Origin of the sequence: Aeromonas sp. 11P (genome assembly GCF_051920165.1) — a bacterium.
GTDB classification, from domain to species: domain Bacteria; phylum Pseudomonadota; class Gammaproteobacteria; order Enterobacterales; family Aeromonadaceae; genus Aeromonas; species Aeromonas veronii.
The window spans coordinates 1,498,766-1,520,363 of sequence record NZ_JBQBDJ010000004.1 but is presented as its reverse complement, the minus strand read 5'-3'; the positions used below and the strand labels follow the sequence as shown (position 1 = coordinate 1,520,363).

At 60.1% G+C, this 21,598-nt stretch carries 22 protein-coding genes and 2 tRNA genes; 14 read left to right on the top strand and 10 right to left on the bottom strand.

Going from position 1 to position 21,598, the window contains the following annotated elements:
* Positions 1 to 63: 63 nt before the first annotated feature.
* Together ACTG1P_RS06935 and tsaA are read right to left on the bottom strand one after the other, a co-directional pair.
* A complete protein-coding gene (locus ACTG1P_RS06935; protein WP_440000847.1) occupies positions 64 to 612 on the bottom strand; it encodes a cytochrome b in 549 nt (182 codons plus the stop codon).
* 297 nt (positions 613 to 909) lie between these two features.
* Positions 910 to 1,614: a tRNA (N6-threonylcarbamoyladenosine(37)-N6)-methyltransferase TrmO gene (tsaA, locus tag ACTG1P_RS06930; protein WP_440000846.1), complete on the bottom strand. Its 705-nt coding sequence runs from the start codon at positions 1,612 to 1,614 to the stop codon at positions 910 to 912.
* Positions 1,615 to 1,826: 212 nt separating this feature from the next.
* Here tsaA and ACTG1P_RS06925 point away from each other — a divergent pair, with 212 nt between their 5' ends.
* The gene (locus ACTG1P_RS06925) at positions 1,827 to 2,822 is read left to right on the top strand and encodes an NAD-dependent epimerase/dehydratase family protein (RefSeq protein WP_440000845.1); all 996 of its coding nucleotides are present in this window, start codon (positions 1,827 to 1,829) and stop codon (positions 2,820 to 2,822) included.
* A gap of 162 nt (positions 2,823 to 2,984) precedes the next feature.
* Here ACTG1P_RS06925 and ACTG1P_RS06920 read toward each other — a convergent pair whose 3' ends face one another.
* From ACTG1P_RS06920 to cydD, 4 genes are all read right to left on the bottom strand, one after another.
* The gene (locus ACTG1P_RS06920; RefSeq protein ID WP_429024583.1) at positions 2,985 to 3,371 is read right to left on the bottom strand and encodes a DUF488 domain-containing protein; all 387 of its coding nucleotides are present in this window, start codon (positions 3,369 to 3,371) and stop codon (positions 2,985 to 2,987) included.
* A 9-nt stretch (positions 3,372 to 3,380) separates the two neighbouring features.
* Positions 3,381 to 3,752 (bottom strand): Rcs stress response system protein RcsF, encoded by a 372-nt coding sequence (rcsF, locus tag ACTG1P_RS06915; protein ID WP_013723982.1) that lies wholly within the window; start codon positions 3,750 to 3,752, stop codon positions 3,381 to 3,383.
* A gap of 163 nt (positions 3,753 to 3,915) precedes the next feature.
* A complete protein-coding gene (gene cydC / locus ACTG1P_RS06910) occupies positions 3,916 to 5,646 on the bottom strand; it encodes a heme ABC transporter ATP-binding protein/permease CydC (RefSeq protein WP_440000844.1) in 1,731 nt (576 codons plus the stop codon).
* Positions 5,639 to 7,408, bottom strand: coding sequence for a heme ABC transporter permease/ATP-binding protein CydD (cydD, locus tag ACTG1P_RS06905; protein ID WP_440000843.1), 1,770 nt, complete (start codon positions 7,406 to 7,408; stop codon positions 5,639 to 5,641). The genes cydC and cydD overlap by 8 nt, the downstream gene beginning before the upstream one ends.
* A gap of 201 nt (positions 7,409 to 7,609) precedes the next feature.
* On the opposite strand from cydD, the gene ACTG1P_RS06900 reads away from it, so the two are divergent.
* Positions 7,610 to 7,683, top strand: a tRNA-Gly gene (locus tag ACTG1P_RS06900).
* A gap of 15 nt (positions 7,684 to 7,698) precedes the next feature.
* A tRNA-Gly gene (locus ACTG1P_RS06895) sits at positions 7,699 to 7,773 on the top strand.
* Positions 7,774 to 7,934: 161 nt separating this feature from the next.
* Here the strand turns inward: ACTG1P_RS06895 and arcA are convergent.
* On the bottom strand, positions 7,935 to 8,654 hold the full coding sequence (arcA, locus tag ACTG1P_RS06890; protein WP_005338193.1) for a two-component system response regulator ArcA: 720 nt from the start codon (positions 8,652 to 8,654) through the stop codon (positions 7,935 to 7,937).
* A gap of 396 nt (positions 8,655 to 9,050) precedes the next feature.
* Here arcA and ACTG1P_RS06885 point away from each other — a divergent pair, with 396 nt between their 5' ends.
* Positions 9,051 to 9,458 carry a DUF3293 domain-containing protein gene (locus ACTG1P_RS06885; RefSeq protein ID WP_440002287.1) on the top strand — a complete coding sequence of 136 codons (408 nt, stop codon included), beginning with the start codon at positions 9,051 to 9,053 and terminating at the stop codon, positions 9,456 to 9,458.
* A 42-nt stretch (positions 9,459 to 9,500) separates the two neighbouring features.
* Positions 9,501 to 9,980, top strand: a complete 480-nt coding sequence (locus ACTG1P_RS06880; RefSeq protein WP_118854119.1) for a putative 4-hydroxy-4-methyl-2-oxoglutarate aldolase — start codon at positions 9,501 to 9,503, stop codon at positions 9,978 to 9,980.
* 3 nt (positions 9,981 to 9,983) lie between these two features.
* On the opposite strand, the gene ACTG1P_RS06875 is transcribed toward ACTG1P_RS06880, so the two are convergent.
* A complete protein-coding gene (locus tag ACTG1P_RS06875; protein ID WP_440000842.1) occupies positions 9,984 to 10,463 on the bottom strand; it encodes a hypothetical protein in 480 nt (159 codons plus the stop codon).
* A 157-nt stretch (positions 10,464 to 10,620) separates the two neighbouring features.
* Between ACTG1P_RS06875 and ACTG1P_RS06870 the strand changes: the two genes are divergently transcribed.
* From ACTG1P_RS06870 to ACTG1P_RS06840, 7 genes are all read left to right on the top strand, one after another.
* Positions 10,621 to 11,019, top strand: coding sequence for an META domain-containing protein (locus ACTG1P_RS06870; protein WP_440000841.1), 399 nt, complete (start codon positions 10,621 to 10,623; stop codon positions 11,017 to 11,019).
* A 257-nt stretch (positions 11,020 to 11,276) separates the two neighbouring features.
* Complete coding sequence (locus tag ACTG1P_RS06865) at positions 11,277 to 11,645, top strand: ArsR/SmtB family transcription factor (RefSeq protein WP_005338181.1); 369 nt, start codon at positions 11,277 to 11,279, stop codon at positions 11,643 to 11,645.
* A gap of 4 nt (positions 11,646 to 11,649) precedes the next feature.
* The gene (arsD, locus tag ACTG1P_RS06860; protein ID WP_440000840.1) at positions 11,650 to 12,018 is read left to right on the top strand and encodes an arsenite efflux transporter metallochaperone ArsD; all 369 of its coding nucleotides are present in this window, start codon (positions 11,650 to 11,652) and stop codon (positions 12,016 to 12,018) included.
* A 27-nt stretch (positions 12,019 to 12,045) separates the two neighbouring features.
* Complete coding sequence (gene arsA, locus ACTG1P_RS06855; protein ID WP_440000838.1) at positions 12,046 to 13,809, top strand: arsenical pump-driving ATPase; 1,764 nt, start codon at positions 12,046 to 12,048, stop codon at positions 13,807 to 13,809.
* A 109-nt stretch (positions 13,810 to 13,918) separates the two neighbouring features.
* A complete protein-coding gene (gene arsB / locus ACTG1P_RS06850) occupies positions 13,919 to 14,983 on the top strand; it encodes an ACR3 family arsenite efflux transporter (protein WP_005338173.1) in 1,065 nt (354 codons plus the stop codon).
* Between the two features lie 76 nt (positions 14,984 to 15,059).
* A complete protein-coding gene (arsC, locus tag ACTG1P_RS06845; RefSeq protein WP_440000837.1) occupies positions 15,060 to 15,485 on the top strand; it encodes a glutaredoxin-dependent arsenate reductase in 426 nt (141 codons plus the stop codon).
* A 358-nt stretch (positions 15,486 to 15,843) separates the two neighbouring features.
* Entirely contained in the window at positions 15,844 to 17,052 is a 1,209-nt protein-coding gene (locus tag ACTG1P_RS06840) for a NupC/NupG family nucleoside CNT transporter (protein ID WP_440000836.1), read from the top strand.
* Positions 17,053 to 17,129: 77 nt separating this feature from the next.
* On the opposite strand, the gene ACTG1P_RS06835 is transcribed toward ACTG1P_RS06840, so the two are convergent.
* Entirely contained in the window at positions 17,130 to 19,229 is a 2,100-nt protein-coding gene (locus ACTG1P_RS06835) for a hypothetical protein (RefSeq protein WP_440000835.1), read from the bottom strand.
* A 444-nt stretch (positions 19,230 to 19,673) separates the two neighbouring features.
* Here ACTG1P_RS06835 and ACTG1P_RS06830 point away from each other — a divergent pair, with 444 nt between their 5' ends.
* Positions 19,674 to 19,823, top strand: coding sequence for a hypothetical protein (locus ACTG1P_RS06830; protein ID WP_005338159.1), 150 nt, complete (start codon positions 19,674 to 19,676; stop codon positions 19,821 to 19,823).
* Between the two features lie 182 nt (positions 19,824 to 20,005).
* Here the strand turns inward: ACTG1P_RS06830 and ACTG1P_RS06825 are convergent, their stop codons facing one another.
* Positions 20,006 to 20,782 (bottom strand): BPL-N domain-containing protein, encoded by a 777-nt coding sequence (locus tag ACTG1P_RS06825; RefSeq protein ID WP_440000834.1) that lies wholly within the window; start codon positions 20,780 to 20,782, stop codon positions 20,006 to 20,008.
* A gap of 216 nt (positions 20,783 to 20,998) precedes the next feature.
* Between ACTG1P_RS06825 and ACTG1P_RS06820 the strand changes: the two genes are divergently transcribed.
* Complete coding sequence (locus ACTG1P_RS06820; RefSeq protein ID WP_440000833.1) at positions 20,999 to 21,532, top strand: metal-dependent hydrolase; 534 nt, start codon at positions 20,999 to 21,001, stop codon at positions 21,530 to 21,532.
* The last annotated feature ends 66 nt before the right edge of the window (positions 21,533 to 21,598 follow it).

Sequence of the window (21,598 nt, the reverse complement as noted above, 5' to 3'; positions counted from 1 at the left end):
CGTGCTGTTCAGGAAAACAGAGAGGGGGCCACAATGGCCCCCTCTGCATTTCCTCGTTAGCCGTTAGCTGCGGCGCGGCGGCAGCATATTGGTGAGGGTGTTGTCTTTGAGAATATGGTGGTGATAGAGGGCCGCCACCGTGTGCAGGCCGATCAGGGCGTAACCGATATTGCCCAGCGTCTCGTGCACCTCCTTGATCAGTCCCTTGAGATCCGGACTTGGGGAAAGCAGGGCAGGCAGCTCAAGCCCGAAGAAGGGGATGGGCTTGCCGGCGGCGCTCAGCAACAGCCAGCCACACAGCGGGGTCAGAATGAGGAAGCCGTAGAGGGCGATATGGGCCAGCTTGGCCAGCTTGTGCATCAGGGGGGAGAGCTCGGGCACGATACGGGGCGTCGGGCTCATCCAGCGCAGGGCCAGTCTGACAAAGACCAGTGCGAAGATCAGCAGCCCCAGCATGAAGTGCCACTCCTTCATCAGATCCCGACCCGGGTCTCCTTTGGGGAAAATGTCGCGAAATTCGATCAGGGCGTAGACGGCGATCATGGCCCACAGGGTCAGCCAGTGCAGCCCGATATTCAGGGTGCCATAACGTTGTTCACTGTTCATCAGCATAGGTTTGTTCCTTCGAAGTGCTGTCACATCCGTGTTGCATCCCCGCACTCAAGCGTGTCGGGGCGAGGCCATATCCATTGGCGGCAACAGCCGGGCTGCCATGCTTGCCATGCTTGCCATCAACCGGCAGCCTGCGGCTGACCTCAGTCAGAGAGGAGATGCCCTCTGTTGTCTGCATGGTATCACTGGCAACCGGGTGGATAGTCTGATCAATGCCACACAATTTACAGGCTCATTAAGCCCCTTGTGACGTGAAGAAGGTGTGAAATAGCATCAGTGACTTCGGCCCGCCCAGGTTCAGGCGGGCTCGATGGCCAGCACCACGCAATCCGGCTCGCTGATGCGAAAACGGACGTTGCAGTCAAACAGTCGCACTCCGTACTCCTTCTCATCGGGCTTGCCCTTCTTGTAGGCGGGGCGCGGATCTTGCGCCAGCACTTCGCTCACCAGCTGGCGCAGTTCGGGATGGGCCTTAAGCCAGGGTTGCAACTGCTGTTCGGCCTCGGCACTGAAGCTCACCGCCAGTGGCGGGGTGGGGGCGTCGGGGGCAAAGCCGCCACGGGCACCCGGCAGGCTGTCGGCATAGGGGATGTAGGGTTTGATATCGACGATGGGGGTGCCATCGAGCAGATCCACCGCCCCCAGCTCCAGCCACAGTTTGCCCCGCTCGCGGCCGACCCCGTGCAGTTCGACCACCGAGAGGCCGAGTGGATTGGGGCGGAAGGTGGAGCGAGTGGCAAAGACGCCGACCCGTTCGTTGCCGCCAAGGCGCGGCGGGCGCACCGTCGGGTGCCAGCCCTGCGCCATGGTCTGATGAAACACGAAGCTGAGCCACAGATGGGAGAACTGCTCGATGCCGCGCAGCACATCCGGCTGATCGTAAGGGGGGAGCAGCTCGAGGCGGGCGCGGGCCGATTTGACCAGACCGGGCTGGCGGGGGATGGCGAACTTCTCCTTGTAGGGAGAGCGGATGATCCCGAGGGTGTCGATTTCGAACTTCATGGCGGATCCTGACTGAAAACCCCGGCAATTTAGCACAGGCGGCCCCAAAACGCAGGCTTGGCCTCATTACGCCAATTTCTACGGCGCTGCCGTGATCCCAGTCCCATCCCGGCCAGTCGGGGGCTGTGCCCGCACGCCAAGTTGCGTAGGGTGGAGGCATTGGCGTGTCAGGATGCAATGTGCGCACTCGCGCCGAAGGGGGAGGGAGAGGGATGAAACTGCTGATTATCGGTGGCACCGGCTTTTTGGGGCGCCACCTTACCGCGCTGGCACTGGATTGGGGCCATGAAGTGACCCTGTTCAACCGTGGCCTGCACCAGCATCCGGACTGGCGCGATCTGGTGCAGCTCGCTGGCGACAGGGACAAGAGCCTGAGCGCCCTGCAAGGGGCCGGGTTGCAGTGGGATCTCGTCATCGATACCTGCTGCTATCGCCCCGAGCAGGCGGCAAGCCTCTCGGCGGCCTTGCTAGGGTGCTGCGCGCGGTTGATCTTTATCTCCACCATCAGCGTCTATCGCGATTTCTCAATGCCCGGGATGAATGAGTCGGCGCCGCTGCACCCTATCCCCGAAGGTGAAATGCCCACTGACTATGGCCCCCTCAAGGTGTTGTGCGAGCAGGAGTATCGCGCCCACTGGGGCGAGCGGCTTTGCATCCTGCGCCCGGGCGTGTTGTGTGGCCCCCATGATCCTACCGGGCGCATGGCCTGGTGGATTAAGCGGGTGCAGCAGGGCGGGCCCTGGTTGCTGCCGGGCAGTGGCGAGGATCGCTTGCAGTATCTCGATGTGCGCGACTGCGCCGAGTTTGTGTTGCGCGCGGCCGAGCAGCAGTTGACGGGAGTTTTCAATCTGGTCAAACCGGGCATTGCGCTGACAGATTGGGTCGAGCGGTTGGCGGCGAGAGTGGGAGTTGCCTCCCCCATAGAGGCTGATTGGGTGCCCTGGCCGACCATGCTGGCGGCCGGAATCGAGCCCTGGCAGAGCTATCCCACCCTGCTGCCCTGCGCGCAGGCGGAGTTTGCCGGTTACGGCTCTATAAGCGCCGAGGCGGCCATCGTCCACGGGTTGAACTTCCGGCCGCTGGAGGAGACCGCCGCCGACCTTGCCCACTGGCTGGCCATCGAGCCTGCCGCCGGGGTAGCGGAACATGCCATGACTCAGGCCGAGGAGGCTTTGCTGCGGCAGCAGCTGCTGGAGCCCAGTTTGTAATAAGAGAGAGTGCATCGAGCCGCTGCTGTCGAAAATTGCTGCAATAGCGCGAACATAACGAGAGAGGGCATCCTGCGGGATGCCCTCTCTGTCTATCCATGCCTGATGGTTGCCGAATAGAGGCTGACGCGATTCCCCGTCCCATCGCTGTCGCTCACCGAGTTAGCGGATTGCGGCCCCAGCGGCTACCAGCAGCTCTTTCAAGATGGCGCGATGGCAGCGGGACTCCTGCGCGCAGTAACAACCCACCGATAGATTGGTGGTGTGGGAGAGGGCGGCCAGCAGCGCCAGATCGTGCCTGGCGGCAGGTTGCGCCATCTCGGTCTTGTACTGCTTGCCAAACGCCGCCCACTGGGCGGGTGTCTCGGCTGCCTGCCCCAGCTTCATGGTCTCGCTGCTGGGGGCGAGGTTGGGAAACCAGACATCGTACCAATGCTGGCTGGCAAATTCGCTCTTGGGTACGCCGCGGGGCGGGCGGCGCACCGTGCCGATCCGCAGCCCCTCATCGGGCAGGCGCGGGCTGCCAAGGCGAACGATAGCGAGGGCCATGACAGCGGGTTACTTCTCTTCGGCCACTTTCAGCGCCTGCCCGTAGCAGATCACCTGTTTCAGGCAGCCCGGGGTGTCGCTGAACTCGGCGCATTTGTCGATGGTGACGCCGTTGCCACCCATGTCGGCGGCGCGACGGCGGGCCAGGGTGCGCGCTTCACCTGCGTTGGGCACCGGCTGGTTGGCGTCGGCCTGGCAGGATTCACCCTCGATGGTGCCGAGGTAGAGGTAGTTGAGGTCCGCCAGCTCATCCTGTTCATAGATGCGCACGCTACCGGGTTTGAAGTATTCGTCGAAGTTCTCTTTATCCAGATTGCTGTTGAAGGCGTAGTTGGCACAGCCGGAGGCAATCAGGGGCATCATCAGGATCAGGCGTTTCATCGTCTCGTATCTTGTGTCGGTGATGAGGACAGTAGAAATGCGCAGGCGCTCCATGTCGGCATCTTGTTGAATAATGAGGGGGACATTATAGGGGCCAGCCGCCTGCGGCGACCAGCCCCGTTTTGCGCCCTGTTGTCGGGGTGTGACCCCCATCAGCCTGATATCAAACCGGAGCCAGTCGCTGATAGAGGCTGCGGTAGTAATCATCCGCCAGCAGCTCGTTGTGAGGGGCGCAGAGGCGGATCTGTCCCTCTTCCATCAGGGCAATCCGGTCCATCTGTTCCATCCCCAGCAGGCGGTGGGAGATGAGCAGCAAGGTGCGATCTGCTCCAAGCTTGAACAGCAGATCCATGATCTCCCGCTCGGTCTGACTGTCGAGCCCTTCGGTCGGTTCGTCCAGCAGCCAGAGCGGCGCATCGTGCAGCAGGGCGCGGGCGATGCCGATACGGCGACGCTCGCCACCGGAGAGGGGGCGGCCGCCGTCACCGAGCCAGGCGTCGAGGCCCGCCTCATCTTCCAGTAGATTGGCCAGCCCGACCTGGGTCAGCACCGCAATCAGTTGCTCGTCAGTGGCGGTCGGGGCGGCCAGTTTGAGGTTGCCCCGCAAGGTATCGGCAAACAGATGTACCCGCTGGCTCACCACCGAGATGGAGGCGCGCAGCGCCCCTTCGCTGTAGTCGGTGAGCGGCTTGCCACCCAGCAGGATCTTGCCTGCCTGCGGGCTCCACTCACGGGTCAGCAGCCCCATCAGGGTCGATTTGCCGCAGCCGGTCTGGCCCAGCAGCGCCAGCTTCTCACCGGCGTGCAGCTGCAGGGTGCAGCCACGCAGCACCGGCTGAGGGTTGCCGGGGTAGCCAAAATAGAGGTCATTGATCTGCAGCGAACCAACGTTGGCATGGGTCTGTTCGTCGCCCCACACGGGGGCTTTTGCCTCTTGTAGGATCTCGTTCAGGCGGCGTGCCGAGGTGAGGCTGGTGGAGAGGTGCTGGAAAGCCCCCGCCAGCGGCATCAGTGCCTCAAAGCTTGCCAGGGTGGCAAAGACCATCAGTGCGGTGATGGGGTCGGGCGCAGCACCCGCTACCCCATGACCGGCCAGCCAGAGCATCAGGGTCAGGGTCCAGCCGCTCAGCAGTTGCACCGAGAAGTTGGCCAGCCCGCTCACCTTGGCCATCCGGGCCTGCGCGGCAAGCAGCGCCTGTTCGGCTTGTTGCAGCTCAACCAGCGCCTTGGGGGCGGCGGCAAACATCTGCAGCTCGGCCTGACCATCCAGATAGTCCACCATCCGGGTGCGCAGGGTCGATTTTTCGGCAATCAGCGCCTGACCGGGGCGACGGCCGAGGAAGTAGAACACCAGCGGCAGGGCAATCATGCCAAACAGCAGAATGGCCCCCAGGGTGAGGGCGAGGCGACTGTCGAAAAACGACAGGAAGAAGACCAGTCCGGCGGTGCTGAGCAGGGCCGCGCCTATGGGGGTGATCAGCCGCAGATAGACGTGGTCCATCGCATCGATGTCTGCCACCAGTCGGTTGAGCAGATCGGCCTGGCGAAAACCGGCCAGAGTACCGGTGGAGAGCGGCGAGAGTTTCTGCCAGAACCAGACCCGCAGTCGGGTCAATACCCGGAAGGTGGCATCGTGGCTCACGACCCGCTCACCCCAGCGACCGGCGGTACGGACGATGGAGAAGAAGCGCACCCCGCCCGCAGGGGTCATGTAGTTAAAGGCATGGGTCGTCGCAACTGTCATCCCTGCCACGGCGGCGGCGGAGAGGAACCAGCCGGAGAGGGAGAGTAGTCCCATGCCGGCGGCCAGGGTTACCAGCGCCAGCAGCAAACCAATGGTGAGGCTGAGCCAGTGTTGGCGATAGAGGCGCAGAAACGGCAACAGATCACTCATCGAGAGAACCTCCGGAACGTTGGGAGAGCAGGCGGGCAAAATGCCCCTGCCCAGAACTAAGTTGCTGGAAGCTGCCTTGCTCCACCAGCTGGCCGCGGGCCAGCACCATTATCTTGTCCATCTTGGTAAGCTGGTCGAGGCGGTGGGTGATCATCAGCAGGGTCTGGCCAGCCATCGCCTGCTCGAGGGTGGTCATGATGGCGCGTTCGGAGTGGCGGTCCAGACTGGCGGTCGGTTCGTCTAGCACCATCAGCTGGGTTGATTTGAGCAGAGTTCGCGCCAGTGCGAGGCGCTGGGCCTGACCGACCGAGAGGCCACCGGCCTGATCGCCGACCGGATAGTCGAGCCCCTTCTCCATGGCAAATTCCCACGCCTGCGCCCGTTTCAGGGCATCTTCCAGCTCGGCATCGCTGGCCGTTGGTTTGGCCAGCAGCAGGTTGTCGCGCAAGGAGGCGTGGAACAGCTGCGGGTTTTGCGAGAGCCAGCCCAGTTGCAGGCGCCACTGGCTCATGTCGAGGGTGGCGAGCTCCTGCCCGTTGACCTTGAGTTCACCGCGATAGGGGGCAAAGCCGAGCAGGGCATTGACCAGCGAGCTCTTGCCTGCGCCGCTGACGCCGATGAGGGCGGTGCGCGAACCGGCTTCCAGGGTGAAGTCGATGGGGCCGACCAGCACCTTGCCTTCGGCGCTCAGCACTTCAAGGCCTTTGGCTTCGACCTTGACCGGGCTGTCGGCATGGAATGGCGCCGTGCCTGCGGCCGGCTCGCTCACCTCGGCTTCGAGGAATTCAAGCAACTGCTCGGCAGCGCCAATGGCCTGCGCCTTGGCGTGGTAGTGGGCACCCAGTTCCCGCAGCGGGGCGTAGAACTCGGGGGCGAGAAACAGCACGAACAGACCGGTAAAGAGGGTGACCTTGACCCCATAGCTACCAAAGTTCAGATGGTCGATATAAGAGAAGCCGAAGTAGACGGCAACCAGCGCTACCGAGATGGCGGCGAAGAACTCCAGCACGGCGGTGCTCAAAAACGCCAGGCGCAGCACTTCCATGGTGCGCTCGCGAAAATCTTCCGAGGCGTCGCTAATGGCGTCACCTTCTGCTTGGGTACGCATAAAGAGTTGCAGGGTACGCAGCCCCTTCAGCCGATCGAGGAAGTGGCCGGAGAGGCGAGCCAGCGCCTGAAAGTTGCGGCGGTTGGCATCGGCGGCGCCCACACCCACCAGGATCATAAAGATGGGGATGAGGGGCGCAGTGCCCAGCAGGATCAGACCTGCCGCCCAGTTGACCGGGAATACAGCCACCAGAATGACCACCGGAATAAAGACGGCGATGGCCATCTGTGGCAGATAGCGGGAGAAGAAATCCTGCATGTTTTCAATCTGTTCCAGCAACAGGCTGGCCCAGCTACCGGCCGGACGGCGCTGAATAAAGGCAGGGCCGAGGCGACTCAAGCGAGTGAGCACCAGCTGGCGGATGGTCTGGCGCACCGCGCTGCCCGCCTTGAAACTGGCCATTTCCCGGCCGTAGGCCAGTGCCGCCTTGCCAAGCGTCACCAGCAGCAGGGTAATAAAGAGCGTGATGGATTGCTCAGGCGTGGAGCCTTCGATGATAAAGCCGTGCAACAGGGTCGCCAGCAGCCAGGCTTGCGCCACCATCAGAATGCCCTGGCCAAGGCCAAAAGCGATGGATATCGTGATCCAGCGGCGACCGTGACTCGATTGCTTGCGCAACCAGCCATAGAGACGTTTTTGCGTTTTTTTATCCATTACCACCATCCTCGCGTCGAGTGGCGCAAGACTATCCTTGCCGTTTGGCCTTGGCAACCTTGTAAATTATCTGTGTTGAAAATGTTTGATTGAAAAAGCAACCGTCTGTTCAATCCTTGTCCGAACAGATTGATTTATTGAAAAAAGTGGCAAAGGCGCCATTGCGCTCGGCGGCAAAATGCATATAGTAGGAGCCCTGACGCGGGTGTAGTTCAATGGTAGAACGGTAGCTTCCCAAGCTGCATACGTGGGTTCGATTCCCATCACCCGCTCCAAATTTCAGATGCCAGGCGGGCATCGTATAATGGCTATTACCTCAGCCTTCCAAGCTGATGATGCGGGTTCGATTCCCGCTGCCCGCTCCAGCTTCAAAACAAAAAGCCCACTCCAGCGAGTGGGCTTTTTGTTTTTCATCTTTCTTGTGCGCCGTTCGACGTCACGCTCACCGTTTCTCAGCTTTAAGGCAAACAGCAGAGACAGAAAAGGCGCCCGAGGCGCCTTTTCAGATCAACAGCGTAGCGGGAGCTTATTCCTGCTCCAGCTCACCACAGAAACGGTAGCCTTCGCCGTGGATGGTGGCGATGATCTCCGGAGTATCGTTGACGCTTTCGAAGTGCTTGCGAATGCGACGGATGGTCACATCAACGGTACGGTCGTGTGGCTTGAGCTCACGGCCGGTCATCTTCTTCAGCAGTTCGGCACGAGTCTGGATCTGGCCCGGGTTTTCGCAGAAGTGCAGCATGGCGCGGAACTCGGAGCGCGGCAGCTTGAACATGTCGCCAGTCGGGCTGACCAGTGCGCGGCTGTTGATATCCAGCGCCCAGCCGTTGAACAGGTAGCGCTCAACCAGCTTCTTCTCTTCGCCACCGGCAGCCACGTTCATGGTGCGGCTCAGCAGGTTGCGGGCACGGATGGTCAGCTCGCGCGGGTTGAACGGCTTGGTGATGTAATCATCGGCGCCGATCTCCAGACCCAGGATCTTGTCTACTTCGTTGTCACGACCGGTCAGGAACATCAGGGCGATGTTGTCGTTCTCGCGCAGCTCACGGGCCAGCAGCAGGCCGTTCTTGCCCGGCAGGTTGATGTCCATGATCACCAGATTGATGGTGTGGGAAGTGAGGGCCTGGTGCATTTCGTCGCCGTTGTTGGCTTCGAGCACGATGTAGCCTTCGGCTTCAAAAATGCTTTTCAGGGTATTGCGTGTGACCAGCTCGTCTTCGACGATCAGAATGTGTGGTGTTTGCATGAGTATTCCCAGATTCTTATCAGTTAATTATCTTAAATTTAACACTCTTTGGCGTTTCAAACCGATTTCCTGACTGATCCTGAAAATTTATTACGTCATCCTGGGTATGAGAGTCAGGTCGGAATATCGCGAATTAGGCATCAGTACCGGCAAGTATCCCTGTGCCACTTATAGGTTCCCGACAAGTCTGGTCGAGCAGAGCCTGGAAAGGTCGTCCATTACGAAAGTGGCCGCATTTTATCAGTTAACAGGAGCATAACAACACTCTTTGCCGTCAGATAGCAACTTTTTAACTCTGATTTGATATAGGTCAAACCGTGGCACAACAGCATCATACTTGGCCTTAACCGGGTTTTCGCCCCTATAAAATGTAATGGAATGTAACATGTGATTGACATGATTTTGTGGGAAAACTACAAGAAAATTTGCTTTTTAGTGCCATTTGGAATGCCTTCCTGGCCTGAATTTGCCATCGTTACAGCCTGGAATCCTGCCAGCCAATGGGTCGGAGATCGTCGCAACCGGCGTCGCGAGCGGGCACTTTGGCGTCATCTGGAGTCCATGCCGGGCGTCAATATGGCTGGCCCTGTGTGGGGAGCCGCACCGGACGAAAGCTGGCGCGAGTCCTCGCTCGCCGTGGCGCTGCCCCTGCCAGAGGCTTGCGCACTGGCTGCCCGCTTTGGCCAGAACGCCATCTACTGGATAGAAGGCGGGCAACTCTGGCTGGTGCCGGTATTAAGCGATAAATCAGCAGTTTGTCTGGGAGATATCGCTGCTTTCTGGATTGTCAGAGCCAATTGTTGATGAAAGAATAAACATCTTCATGCATCTGAAAGGAATCAAATCATGCTGGATCTCCTGCCCGACCTCTGCGATCAACATGGCGACTTGCTGCAAGTGGCCGACCCGGTGTTTCAGGATTTTGGCGGCAAGGCTCTCTTTTATGGTCGCGCCGTAACGCTCTCCTGTTATGAAGACAACAGTCTGGTGCGGGATCTGGTGACCCGCCCCGGTCACGGCAAGGTGATGGTGATCGACGGTGGTGGCTCGCTGCGCCGTGCGCTGCTGGGCGATCAACTGGCGGTCAAGGCGGTGGAGCAGGGGTGGGAGGGGATCCTGATCCACGGCGCGGCGCGGGATGTGGGCACCCTGGCGACACTGGCGCTCGGGGTCAAGGCGCTGGCGGCCTGTCCGGTCAAGACCGAGAAGCGGGGATTGGGAGAACTGGGGGCTGTGGTCAGCTTTGCCGGGGTGACCATCCACGAAGGGGATTATGTCTATGCGGATCGCAACGGCGTGGTGGTGAGCGCCACGCCGCTGTTGTGATCATCAGAAATTGAAGCCGACGCCCAGACTCAGTGCCTGATCGGCAGTGATGGCGCTGACGCCGTAGTTGGCGGTGAGGGAGAGTCTGGGGGTCAGCAGCAGGCTGGAGTTGAGCTCCAGCAGGGTGCTGGCCTTGTTGAGATCGAGATGCTTGATCTGGCTGCCGATATGGAATGCCGGAGAGAGCTGGTAGCGTACCCCCGAACTCATATTGAAACCGGATGTGCGATTCTGATCCGCCACCGCCGGGCCGGCTTCCATAAAGAGGGTCACATCATCCACCACCGGATATTGATAGCCGCTATTGACCAGCCAGAGATCAAAACTGTCGCTGTGATGGCTATGGCCATTGAGCAACACACCCGAGTAACTTTTGACATAGAGAGACGGGTTGGATTGCGGCTGAACCACTGCCCAGTCGGCGGCCTGTACGGCCATGCTGGCGCAGGTTGCAAGCAGTGTGATGATGAGTGATTTGACCATTCGTTTCCCCTCCCTGGGTCCGGAACTGAGCCTAAGCATGGCACATGCCAGCTGGTAGTAAAGTGAAGCGTGATCACAATAAAATCCTTTGGCATGGGCGCCAGCCATGATAAACAGGCTGCCGTATTGATGGCTCTAATCATTAAGAGGTGAATCCATGAACAAGAAACTGACTCTGCTGGCCGCGCTGGCACTGGGAGGCTGCGCAATGGCAACAGGTTCCAGCATGGCTCAACTGCAAGCATCCAGCTGGCAGCTGCAAGGCGCCACCGGCGATACCTTCACCCTGCAAGTGGTTGACGGCAAGGTGGCGGGCAAGGGCGGCTGCAACCGCTATTTTGGCGGTATCACCAAGCAGGGTGACGGTGTCTTGACGCTGGGCGCCATGGGCTCCACTCGCATGATGTGCATCGGCGACGCCATGAACAAAGAGACCGAGTTCCTGCAAAAACTGGAGAAGGTGGCAACCTACTCCATCAACGGCAACCAGCTGACTCTGAGCGATGCCAACAAGGCGGCCCTGCTCACCTTTAACGCGGTGACTGTTGCCAAATAAGGCACGCGTTTGTCTGATTGCCCCGACAGCGCTGACTGTGCTGGCGGGTCAAACGCTCTGATACGCCCTCCCTCTGGAGGGCGTCTGTTTATCTGCGACGAGCCCTTTTTGGTCGTCCGCAGCGGTTGTTCACTCATCGATTCTCCAGTCAGCCCGCTTTGATGCCAGCACCTCGTATCTTCGATTCGGTACGTATCTTGATCATTTCAATAATTCTTGTATAGTTGAAGTGAAAGGTCACACCAAGGGGAGTGAAGATGAACAAAGAGATGGCCACCAAGGTCTTTGAATCGCTGGCATCTGGCATCCGGCTCGATGTATGGCGGCTGCTGGTGAAGGCCGGGCTGGAGGGGCGAGTCGCCGGTGAACTGGCCAGTGAGCTCGATATTGCCCCCAATACCCTCTCGTTTCACCTCAAGGCGATGCTCAACACCGGTCTGCTGTCGGTGGAGCAGGAGGGGCGCTTTCTGCGCTACCGCGCCAATATTCCCCTGATGCTGGATGTGATCGCCTACCTCACCGAGGAGTGCTGCGCCGGCCATCCCGAGGCGTGCGGCGTGATGCGTGCCGAGTCAGCCTGCTCCCCCCATGTTCTGCCTGCGCAGCCCTGCTGCAACAAGGAGTAATGCCATGCCCTCCATTCAGATTTTTGATCCCGCCCTCTGCTGCTCCAGCGGTGTCTGCGGTACCGAGGTTGATCAGGCACTGGTCACCTTCGCAGCCGACCTTGCCTGGGCCAAGGAGCAGGGAGTGGCCATCGAGCGTTTCAATCTGGCCCAGCAGCCGATGCAATTTGCCGAGACACCTGCCGTCAGCGCTTTTCTGACCCACGCCGGGGAGGAGGGGTTGCCGCTGGTGCTGGTGGAGGGGCAGGTGGTGTTGACCGGCCGTTACCCGAACCGCAGCGAGCTGGCCCGTTATGCCGGGTTGCCTTCGCCGCAAGCGGCCATCAAGGGGATCGTCAAGGGCGGCTGCTGCTCCGGCAGTGGTTGCTGCTGAGTCGCGACGCACCATTCGGGAGAGGCTATGTACCATTTTCTGACCAATCCACCGCCGTTTCTCTTTTTCACCGGCAAGGGCGGGGTGGGCAAGACCTCGCTGGCCTGTGCCAGTGCGGTGGCTCTCTGTGATATTGGCAAGCGGGTGCTGCTGGTGAGCACAGATCCTGCCTCCAACGTGGGGCAGGTGTTTGCCACCGAGATCGGCAATCGCGTCACCACCATCGCCGCAGTGCCCGGTTTGTCGGCGCTGGAGATAGATCCCCCCGCGGCGGCCAAAGCTTATCGGGAGCGGATCGTCGGGCCGGTGCGCGGCAAGTTGCCCGAGAGCGTGGTGCGCAGCATCGAGGAGCAGCTCTCCGGCGCCTGCACCACCGAGATTGCCGCCTTTGACGAATTCACCGCCCTGCTGACCGACCAAACGCTGCTGGCCGAGTATGACCATATCGTCTTTGATACGGCCCCAACCGGCCACACCATCCGGCTGCTGCAACTGCCGGGCGCCTGGAGCGAATTTTTGGAGCAGGGCAAGGGGGATGCCTCCTGCCTCGGACCGCTGGCGGGGCTGGAGAAGCAGCGCAGCCAGTATAGCGACGCGGTCGCCGCACTGGCTGATGCCACCCGCACCCGGTTGGTGCTGGTGGCGCGGGCCCAGCAATCCACTCTGCGGGAAGTGGCTCGCACCCACGAGGAGCTGGCCGCCATCGGCTTGCTGAATCAGCAGTTGGTGATCAATGGCCTCTTCCCCGAAGGCGCCATTGCCGGAGATCCGCTGGCAATGGCGCTCTGGCAGCGTGAGCAACAGGCTCTCGCCCAGATGCCGCAGGGGATCAAGGGGCTGTCGCAGGATCATATCCCGCTGCTGGCCACCAATCTGGTGGGGGTCGACAGTTTGCGCCAGCTGCTGCAATCAGAGGGAACAGCCGCCCAATCCCCGACAGTACAGTCCACTGTCAAGCAAGCCCAGCCCGAGTTGAGTTCGCTGGTGGACGAGCTTGCCGCCGATGGTCACGGCCTTATCATGCTGATGGGCAAGGGCGGGGTGGGCAAAACTACCCTGGCTGCCGCCGTGGCGGTGGAGCTGGCGAGCCGCGGTTTGCCGGTGCACCTCACCACCTCGGATCCCGCTGCGCACCTGAGTGAGACCTTGGCAGCTAGTTTGCCCCATCTGGAGGTGAGCCGCATCGACCCCCACGCCGAGACCGAGCGTTACCGCGCCCAGGTGCTGGCCACCAAGGGGGCGGCGCTGGACGAGCAGGGGAGGGCACTGCTGGAGGAGGACTTGCGCTCCCCCTGTACCGAGGAGATCGCCGTGTTTCAGGCCTTCTCGCGCATCATTCGCGAGGCGGGCAAGTGCTTCGTGGTGATGGATACTGCCCCCACCGGCCACACCCTGCTGCTGCTCGACGCCACCGGCGCCTACCACAGGGAGATCGCTCGCCAGATGGGAAGCAAGGGGCTGCACTTCACCACCCCCATGATGCAGTTGCAGGATCCCAAGCAGACCAAGGTGTTGATTGTGACGTTGCCCGAGCCGACGCCGGTACAGGAGGCGGCCAATCTGCAGGCCGATCTGCGCCGGGCCGGCATCGAGCCCTGGGGTTGGCTCATCAACCACAGCTTGCAGCAAGCCGCGGTCAGCTCGCCGCTGCTGCAACTGCGGGCTGAGCGCCAGCAGCCCTATGTCGAGGCGGTCGAGCAGCAACATGCCAGCCGCTACGCCGTGGTGCCGCTGCTCGCCGAGGAGCCGGTGGGGCCCGATGCCCTGCGCCGTCTCTGCCAGCACCATTGAGTCGCCGCCCCGGCCTGCTGCCGAGGCGGCTTGAATATGCCGTTACTTGTTATAAACCCGTGTTTTGAACCAATAGAAGATGCGAAATTGCGCCGCATCGGGAGCTGTGATGTCTGCAACATGTGATGCCAAGGCCGTGCCTGCCATCGGCTTTTTTGAACGTTATCTGACCGCCTGGGTCGCCCTCTGCATTCTGGTGGGGATTGGCCTCGGGCAGGGGTTGCCTGATCTCTTCAAGGCGATCGGCGCCATGGAGGTGGCCAAGGTCAACCTGCCGGTGGGGCTGCTGATCTGGGTGATGATCATCCCCATGCTGCTCAAGATCGACTTTGGCGCCCTGCATCAGGTGAAGGGCCACATGAAGGGGATTGGGGTCACCCTCTTTATCAACTGGCTGGTCAAACCCTTCTCCATGGCCTTCCTCGGCTGGCTCTTTATCCGCGTGCTGTTTGCCGACTGGCTGCCGGCGGATCAACTCGACAGTTACGTAGCGGGCCTGATCCTGCTGGCGGCGGCCCCCTGCACCGCCATGGTGTTTGTCTGGAGCCGCCTCACCAACGGCGATCCCTACTTCACCCTGTCGCAGGTGGCGGTGAATGACCTCATCATGGTGTTTGCCTTCGCGCCGCTGGTGGCGCTGCTGCTCGGAGTCTCCAGCATCATAGTGCCGTGGGATACCCTGCTCACCTCTGTGGTGCTCTATATCGTCATCCCGGTCATCATCGCCCAACTGCTGCGCAAGGCTTTGCTGAAAAAGGGAGAGGCCCATTTTGACGGCGTTATGACCCGCATCCAGCCCTGGTCGGTGGCGGCCCTGCTGCTCACTCTGGTGCTGCTGTTCGCCTTCCAGGGCAACGCCATTATCGAGCAGCCGCTGGTCATCGCCCTGTTGGCGGTGCCGATCCTGATCCAGGTGCTGTTCAACTCGGGATTGGCCTACTGGCTCAACCGCAAGGTGGGGGAGAAGCACTCGGTTGCCTGTCCTTCCGCCCTGATCGGCGCATCCAACTTCTTCGAGTTGGCGGTGGCCGCCGCCATCAGCCTGTTCGGCTTTCACTCCGGCGCGGCGCTCGCCACCGTGGTCGGGGTACTGATCGAGGTGCCGGTCATGCTGCTGGTGGTGCGGGTGGTTAACGCCAGCAAACCCTGGTACGAAGCGGGGCTGAGCCGTTAACTGATGGCCGCTAACAGCTGGCCGCGAACTAGATGCTATCCATTTTCTATTCACTTGATTAATGAGAGACACGCAAATGAGTGCAATCACCATCTATCACAACCCGGAATGTGGTACCTCCCGTAACACCCTGGCGCTGATCCGCAACAGCGGCGTCGAGCCCACAGTCATCCACTATCTGGAGACGCCCCCCTCCCGCGACCAGCTGGTGGCGCTGATCGCCGCCATGGGCATGCCGGTGCGCGATCTGCTGCGCAAGAACGTGCCCCCCTACGAGGCGCTCGGGCTGGCGGAAGATCGTTTCAGCGATGATGAACTGATCGATGCCATGCTGGCCCACCCCATCCTCATCAACCGGCCCATCGTGGTCACGCCTCTTGGCACCAAGCTGTGCCGTCCGTCGGAAGTGGTGCTCGATATATTGCCCGATCAGCAAAAAGGGGCCTTCGCCAAGGAGGATGGCGAGCAGGTGGTGGATGCGAGCGGCAAGCGCCTCAAGTAATCATCTGAGTACTCAAGTACGGATTGAAACAGGGCCAGCGTCACGCTGGCCCTGTTTCGTTGTGTGAACAAGTTGAAAAAGTTACTGCTGCCAATCGTTTTACCGCTTTTTCTGTGACAATGATCACTGTACCATCGCCGCCCGACCTGCCACCCGGCCGCATCTCCCCCTGCGACGGCGCTGGCGTCACCCGATACATGCTGTCACCCGGAACGTGAATGACCCCAGGATGGGACCCGCCACTAACCTGTAGGTTTGTGGTCTGCGTGTCGCGTGGGTTGGCACCTTTCCCGCCGGATCTCCCGCGACGCCTGTCTGCAGACTTGCCATATGAAACTCCTCTCTTCATAGGTGCAAGATGACACTGTTATTGAGTCTGGTCGGTATGCTGGCCCTGATGTTTATCGCCTGGCTGGCGAGTGAAAACCGCCGAGCCATCCGCTGGCGAACCGTGCTGGGTGCGCTCGCCCTGCAAACCGGTTTTGCTGCCCTGGTACTCTATTTCCCTCCCGGACAAATCATGCTCGGTGCCATGAGCAATGGCGTCTCCGCCCTGCTCGGCTTTGCCGACAGCGGCATCCGTTTCGTGTTTGGCGATCTGGCCAGCAACGGCTTTATCTTCGCCGTGCGGGTGCTGCCACTGGTGATCTTTATCAGCGCGCTGATCGCCGTGCTCTACCACTTCGGCATCATGCAGTGGGTGATCCGGGTATTGGGCGGCGCCATTCATCGCCTGCTCGGCACCAGCCGTGCCGAATCCCTGGTGGCCACCGGCAATATCTTCCTGTCGCAAGGTGAGTCGCCGCTGCTTATTCGTCCCTTCCTCGCCGGTATGACCCGTTCCGAACTCTTTGCGGTGATGACCTGCGGCATGGCCTCGGTGGCGGGCTCGGTGCTGGGCGGTTACGCCGGTCTGGGTGTGGACTTGAAATACCTCATCGCCGCCTCCTTTATGGCGGCGCCGGGTGGCCTGCTGATGGCCAAACTGCTGGTGCCGGAACAGCAGCAGGTGAGCGATCAGACCGAGATCACCCTCGACAAGAGCGACTACAGCAACGCCATTGACGCGCTGGCTGGCGGTGCCATGGGCGGCATGAAGATCGCCGTAGCCATCGGTACTATCCTGCTGGCCTTTGTCAGCGTCATCACCATGATCAACGCCGGTCTCACCACTGTCGGCGAGTGGTTCGGCTGGGCCGACCTCTCCCTGCAACAGCTGCTGGGTTATCTGTTTGCCCCGGTGGCCTGGCTGATTGGCATACCTGCCAGCGAGATGATGGCGGCAGGCTCGCTCATCGGTCAGAAGGTGATCATGAACGAGTTCGTCGCCTATCTGGACTTTGCCAACATCAAGGAGGGCCTGAGCGCCCACACCCAGATCATCATCACCTTCGCGCTGTGCGGTTTCGCCAATCTGGGCTCCATTGCGGTGCAGCTCGGCTCCATCGGCACCATGGCGCCGGAACGCCGTCACGATGTGGCCAATATGGGCTTCAAGGCAGTGTTGGCGGCGACCCTCGCCAACCTGATGAGTGCCACCCTGGCCGGGATCTTTGTCTCCCTCTGATGAGATAAAGCCAGGCTGCGCCAGTAAAAAAGCGCCCTCCCCATCTGGGGCGGGCGCTTTGCTTTATGGGCAAGGTACTAGCGAGCGTTCGCTTCCCCCAGCCTTGGGTTGAGAGAGAGGATCCGGGTCTTGCTGACCCGGTGGCGATAGATCTCCCTCAGATAGAGCAGCGCCTTTTTCACCGATTCGCGGCTGAGGCGAATATCGTTGATGGAGACGAACTTCTCTTTCTCGCGGATAAGCTCCCGATATTTCTTCTCATACATGGGCTTGATGGCGTACCAGTTGGTATCGAGGATCTTGGCCGGGTTCTCGAACTCGTTGAGCATGCTATCGAGCAGCGCATCGTTCCACTCCTCATTGCTGATCATCTCGATCACCGCCTTGTCCAGATGCTCATCGAAGCGATAGTGATCCTTGGCAAAGCAGCGCTTGATAAAGGCCACGATCAGGGTCAGGAAGTCATCGCTCAGGCAGGGGCTCTTGACGATCAGGGTGGTGAGGGAGATGTTGGCCGACGCCCCGATGACCAGCGCATAGCGCTTGAGAGTGGTATTGGGGAAGAGCCCGTTGAGGTGAGACTTGAGCCGGTTGAGATCCATATAGGAGAGCTTGTACTCCTTGGGCAGGGAGATGATCGACACCACAGAGGAGCAGTTCTTGAAGAAGTGCAGCTCGTTGAGGTGGGCCGGGTCATGACCGCTTTTCACATAGTCGTCCAGATACTCCCGATAGTTGCCCGCCTCGATGGGCAGCAAACTGATCCCCTCGATGGCCTGGGTCATCTTGTTGAAGTGGGGCAGCTCGATGGAACGGGTGAAGAGATCGTCCACATTGAGCCCGCCCTCCTTGTCAAACAGGCCGCCGGGGGGTGAGATGGACTCGGCATACGCCACCGCCACCGGCCCCGCCAGACTCATAAAGAGGTCGTTGGCATCGAGCCGAATGGTCTCGCTGATGTCGATGCCCGCCCGGCGAAAGTAGTTCTCGTCGTAGTCGGTGGTGACGGCCTGGGCGGTGAGGATGTTGAAGATCTGCTGGGAGATGTACTGGTTGGCGTACTTCTCCATGGTGTTGACATCAACATGCTGGATCTCGCCATCGTCGCTCTCTTCGGCGTAGCGCATGATGTCGTTGGAGATCAGCATCATGGCATTCCAGGGCCTAATCCGCTTGAGCATGCTGGCATCGCACGCCTGCTCATTGTCGAAGTGATAGGAGAAGTCCCACTCCTCGGCCAGGTATTTGCACAGCAGGCGCCCCGCGTTGATGTGCAGCGCTTCCGAGATCTCGATACCCCGATCACAGATATTGGGCAGGATGCAGATGCCGCTGGTGAAGATGGGATCGAACATAAAGTGCTCCCCGAGGGAGAGGTGCTCCTCCTCTTCTGACGGGGGGGAAAAGGTTTTGCTCATGTAGGAGTACTGCTGGGCCAGCCCGAACTCGGAGGCCATGCCGGAGCCGGTGCCGCCCCCGGCACTGAAGATGTAGAAATAGAGGCGGGACTGGTTGGCCTTGATGCCGCAGGAGTCCACCAGATAGGTATGAATGGCCTGCCACTCGGAGTTGGCGAAGTAGTGGGGGCTCTTGTTGAGGATGATCTTGGCCAGATACTGGCCAAGGATGGGGGCGTTACCCGCGCCTCCCGCGTGGATCTCCGACAAGTCCATCACCCGCATCTTGGCGTAATCACGCAAGGAGCCACCTTCGCCGCTGCGATTGGAGTGGCGAATGCGGCCATCGATGTCCTTGTCCAGATCCCCCAGCATCACCATGGGCTCGATCAGAAAGACCGGCCGGGCCCCGTTGTTTGGCAGCCGCAGATTGCGCCGGATCCAGCTTACCGGACCAAACTCCTTCTCCCGCTTGCGTTGCTCTTCACTGTTGAACTCATTGAGATAAAAGCTGCGGGCGTTGTAGACCAGCGAGGCGACATCCTGCGCGATGTTGGAGCCGCAGCGTCCCAGCCCCACCAGACAGACGGACGGAAAGTTGTGGGGCACGGTGGCGCCCGTTTCACTCTCTCCGATGGCGGCCGGAAACACCGCGTGGCGCAGCTGTTCCAGATTGGCAAGAATGCGGGCCAGATCCCCTTCGGTGTAGTAGAGGTAACGGTTGCCTGCGTCCTGCTCATCATCCGTGTTGATAGGTAGCAGATCGATATGCTCGGTCATGAAAAAAGATCCCTCTTGGCGGCGAATGTATATAAATCAGCAGCTTTTCGACTGCCCGCTAACTCTAGATGATAAAAAGCGGGGGCGCGGTGAGAGGAGGGCGAGAGTTGTGACTGTGTGATCATGGGCACAGCAACATCCCGGAAATCTTCCGGTACCCCTCACTGGGTGGATTGGGCAACGGCGCCCCATTCCCCTGAGAAGGGGGACTACTGCACTCAATCATGTGTTGGCCGTGTGCCGGATTATTCCGCTCTGAGCGGCCTGTTTCCCTTGCGCTGGTGTGGTGGCGCACACATGAAAAAGAATTTTTAGATTGGCTTTCCTATTTTCAATCGATTATTTGATTGGACAGTAACGGCATTAGCGGTGTCAGATTAGGGGAGCAGGTTGGCCAACGCGCCGTCAGCCAGTCTTTACGCGGTCATACAAGGAGACACTCTGATGGAAACACTTGACCAGAAAATCGACACCATGCGAGAAGCATTTATGCAGCAGGAGCGCAAACAGGCCCACGACAAGTGGCAAGCCAGGGTCGAGGAGCTGCTACAGATACGGGGTGAGGAGAGACAACCGGAGGAGCAGGAAGAGTAGTGCTCGCTCCCGGGCGAAAGTTGAGGTAGCGAACGCTTCGTATCGGCTACCCGTTATCTACCACCGATAAAAAAACCACCGACCTTTTGCAGGTCGGTGGTTTTTTTATGGATTGCTGCCGATTGGCTGGCCTGACTTCCGGGCCGAGCAATGGGGTCAAATCCAGGGGCGTAGGGACGCGACTACTTCGAATGGATGACGGGCTCTTCGGAGAGCAACTCGTTGACGAGTCCAACGGCTAAATGAATATTCGACTCCATCTTGTCGCCGTCCACCGCGTTCGCTTTCCATGATTCGGGGGCTTCGGGGTGTGGCCCGGAAACGGCCACCTTGCCTTTGCCGTATGAGCTGATCAGCGCGGCTATATGATGGTTTTGAAAATGGGCGATAACCTTGACCTGCTCTGGGCTTGGCACCGGCGTAAATTGCGGGCCGGCCTGGTAATACATCTGGCGCTCTTCACCAAGCCAGGTGATCGGGAAGATCCTGGCGCTAAAGTCGCCGTCATAATCATCGGATGTCGCAGGAACAAGGCCCAGCGCCGGCACAAAGCCCTCTTCTTCAGACCAGCCGGTGGATGCCACAAAGGCACCCCCACAGATCCCGAGGTAGCGGCCACCGTTTTGTAGATAGGTTTTTAACGCCGAACGCGCTTGCGGGGTAAACCCATTGAGGAGCGGCTCAACATCGTCCTCAGTACCGCCAACGATAAACACCCTGGCATTATCGAGCGCTGCAGGCAGCGCCTCGATATTGGAGAGATACCTGACCGGCAAGCCCACCAGCCTGACCACATCCGCAATCGCTCTGGTGCTATCCCCATCAGATACCGGCCCGTTATAGATCAGCGCATACGGCTCTTGCTGCGGCTGCGCAGAGGCGGCCTCTGCCATGCACCCAGTCACTAACCAAAGGCTGATAACGCTCGCAATCCGCACGACGCTTTTTGGTACATTCATCGCTGCCACTATCCCTGTGATGTGAATCGAAGAGACTACTTATCACGATCCCGTTCTGCATGTCAGCCGCTGTTAAATGAACATTTCAAGTTAACGCGCCAACGCTGATTGGCGCTGCGTTTGGCTAACAGCGAACCAATACAGTGGGCGCACTTCACCTTCACTTCACCGAGCGGGGATAAGGTAGGCTCACGTTTTCAGTTGGAGCTTTATCCTATGCCCACCATCGTCACCCACGCTGCCGTACCCCTCTGCCTTGGTCTCGGGCTTGGCAGTCGGATTATCCCGCCGCGCCTGCTGCTGGCTGGGGTCGCCATCGCCATGCTGCCCGATGCCGATGTGCTCGCCTTCAAACTGGGGGTCGCCTACGGCCATGTCTTTGGCCACCGCGGCTTTACCCACTCCCTGCTGTTTGCCTTTGCCTTGCCCACACTGGCCATGCTGTTTCACCGCCAATTTCGGGCCAGCGCCGCCACCATCTGGTCGTTTCTGCTGGTCTCTCTGCTTTCCCATAGCCTGCTCGATTCCCTCACCACCGGCGGTAAGGGGGTTGGCTGGCTCTGGCCGTGGCGTGATGAGCGTTTCTTCGCCCCCTGGCAGGTGATCCGGGTCGCCCCCTTCAAGCTGGAGGCCTATCTCACCGCCCGAGGTGAGGCGGTGATCCTCTCCGAGTTCTACTGGGTCTGGCTGCCGGGGGTTGTATTAATGCTGACTTTGATGGGGTGGCGGATGTGGGGAAGGGGGCGGTAGGGGGGATTGGAAATGGATGTCGGAAATATTGTGGTATGGTAAGTATAAGGCAGCATTCCAACTATG

Excerpts from the sequence above, each read along its gene's own strand:
- ACTG1P_RS06835 (WP_440000835.1), bottom strand. The coding sequence starts at position 19,229 with ATGACCGAGCATATCGATCTGCTACCTATCAACACGGATGATGAGCAG.
- tsaA (WP_440000846.1), bottom strand. The coding sequence starts at position 1,614 with ATGAAGTTCGAAATCGACACCCTCGGGATCATCCGCTCTCCCTACAAG.
- ACTG1P_RS06870 (WP_440000841.1), top strand. The coding sequence starts at position 10,621 with ATGAACAAGAAACTGACTCTGCTGGCCGCGCTGGCACTGGGAGGCTGC.
- rcsF (WP_013723982.1), bottom strand. The coding sequence starts at position 3,752 with ATGAAACGCCTGATCCTGATGATGCCCCTGATTGCCTCCGGCTGTGCC.
- ACTG1P_RS06830 (WP_005338159.1), top strand. The coding sequence starts at position 19,674 with ATGGAAACACTTGACCAGAAAATCGACACCATGCGAGAAGCATTTATG.
- cydC (WP_440000844.1), bottom strand. The coding sequence starts at position 5,646 with ATGAGTGATCTGTTGCCGTTTCTGCGCCTCTATCGCCAACACTGGCTC.
- ACTG1P_RS06935 (WP_440000847.1), bottom strand. The coding sequence starts at position 612 with ATGCTGATGAACAGTGAACAACGTTATGGCACCCTGAATATCGGGCTG.
- arsD (WP_440000840.1), top strand. The coding sequence starts at position 11,650 with ATGCCCTCCATTCAGATTTTTGATCCCGCCCTCTGCTGCTCCAGCGGT.
- ACTG1P_RS06865 (WP_005338181.1), top strand. The coding sequence starts at position 11,277 with ATGAACAAAGAGATGGCCACCAAGGTCTTTGAATCGCTGGCATCTGGC.
- ACTG1P_RS06885 (WP_440002287.1), top strand. The coding sequence starts at position 9,051 with ATGATTTTGTGGGAAAACTACAAGAAAATTTGCTTTTTAGTGCCATTT.
- ACTG1P_RS06920 (WP_429024583.1), bottom strand. The coding sequence starts at position 3,371 with ATGGCCCTCGCTATCGTTCGCCTTGGCAGCCCGCGCCTGCCCGATGAG.
- ACTG1P_RS06875 (WP_440000842.1), bottom strand. The coding sequence starts at position 10,463 with ATGGTCAAATCACTCATCATCACACTGCTTGCAACCTGCGCCAGCATG.
- ACTG1P_RS06925 (WP_440000845.1), top strand. The coding sequence starts at position 1,827 with ATGAAACTGCTGATTATCGGTGGCACCGGCTTTTTGGGGCGCCACCTT.
- arsB (WP_005338173.1), top strand. The coding sequence starts at position 13,919 with ATGTCTGCAACATGTGATGCCAAGGCCGTGCCTGCCATCGGCTTTTTT.
- ACTG1P_RS06825 (WP_440000834.1), bottom strand. The coding sequence starts at position 20,782 with ATGAATGTACCAAAAAGCGTCGTGCGGATTGCGAGCGTTATCAGCCTT.
- arsA (WP_440000838.1), top strand. The coding sequence starts at position 12,046 with ATGTACCATTTTCTGACCAATCCACCGCCGTTTCTCTTTTTCACCGGC.
- arsC (WP_440000837.1), top strand. The coding sequence starts at position 15,060 with ATGAGTGCAATCACCATCTATCACAACCCGGAATGTGGTACCTCCCGT.
- ACTG1P_RS06880 (WP_118854119.1), top strand. The coding sequence starts at position 9,501 with ATGCTGGATCTCCTGCCCGACCTCTGCGATCAACATGGCGACTTGCTG.
- ACTG1P_RS06840 (WP_440000836.1), top strand. The coding sequence starts at position 15,844 with ATGACACTGTTATTGAGTCTGGTCGGTATGCTGGCCCTGATGTTTATC.
- ACTG1P_RS06820 (WP_440000833.1), top strand. The coding sequence starts at position 20,999 with ATGCCCACCATCGTCACCCACGCTGCCGTACCCCTCTGCCTTGGTCTC.
- cydD (WP_440000843.1), bottom strand. The coding sequence starts at position 7,408 with ATGGATAAAAAAACGCAAAAACGTCTCTATGGCTGGTTGCGCAAGCAA.
- arcA (WP_005338193.1), bottom strand. The coding sequence starts at position 8,654 with ATGCAAACACCACACATTCTGATCGTCGAAGACGAGCTGGTCACACGC.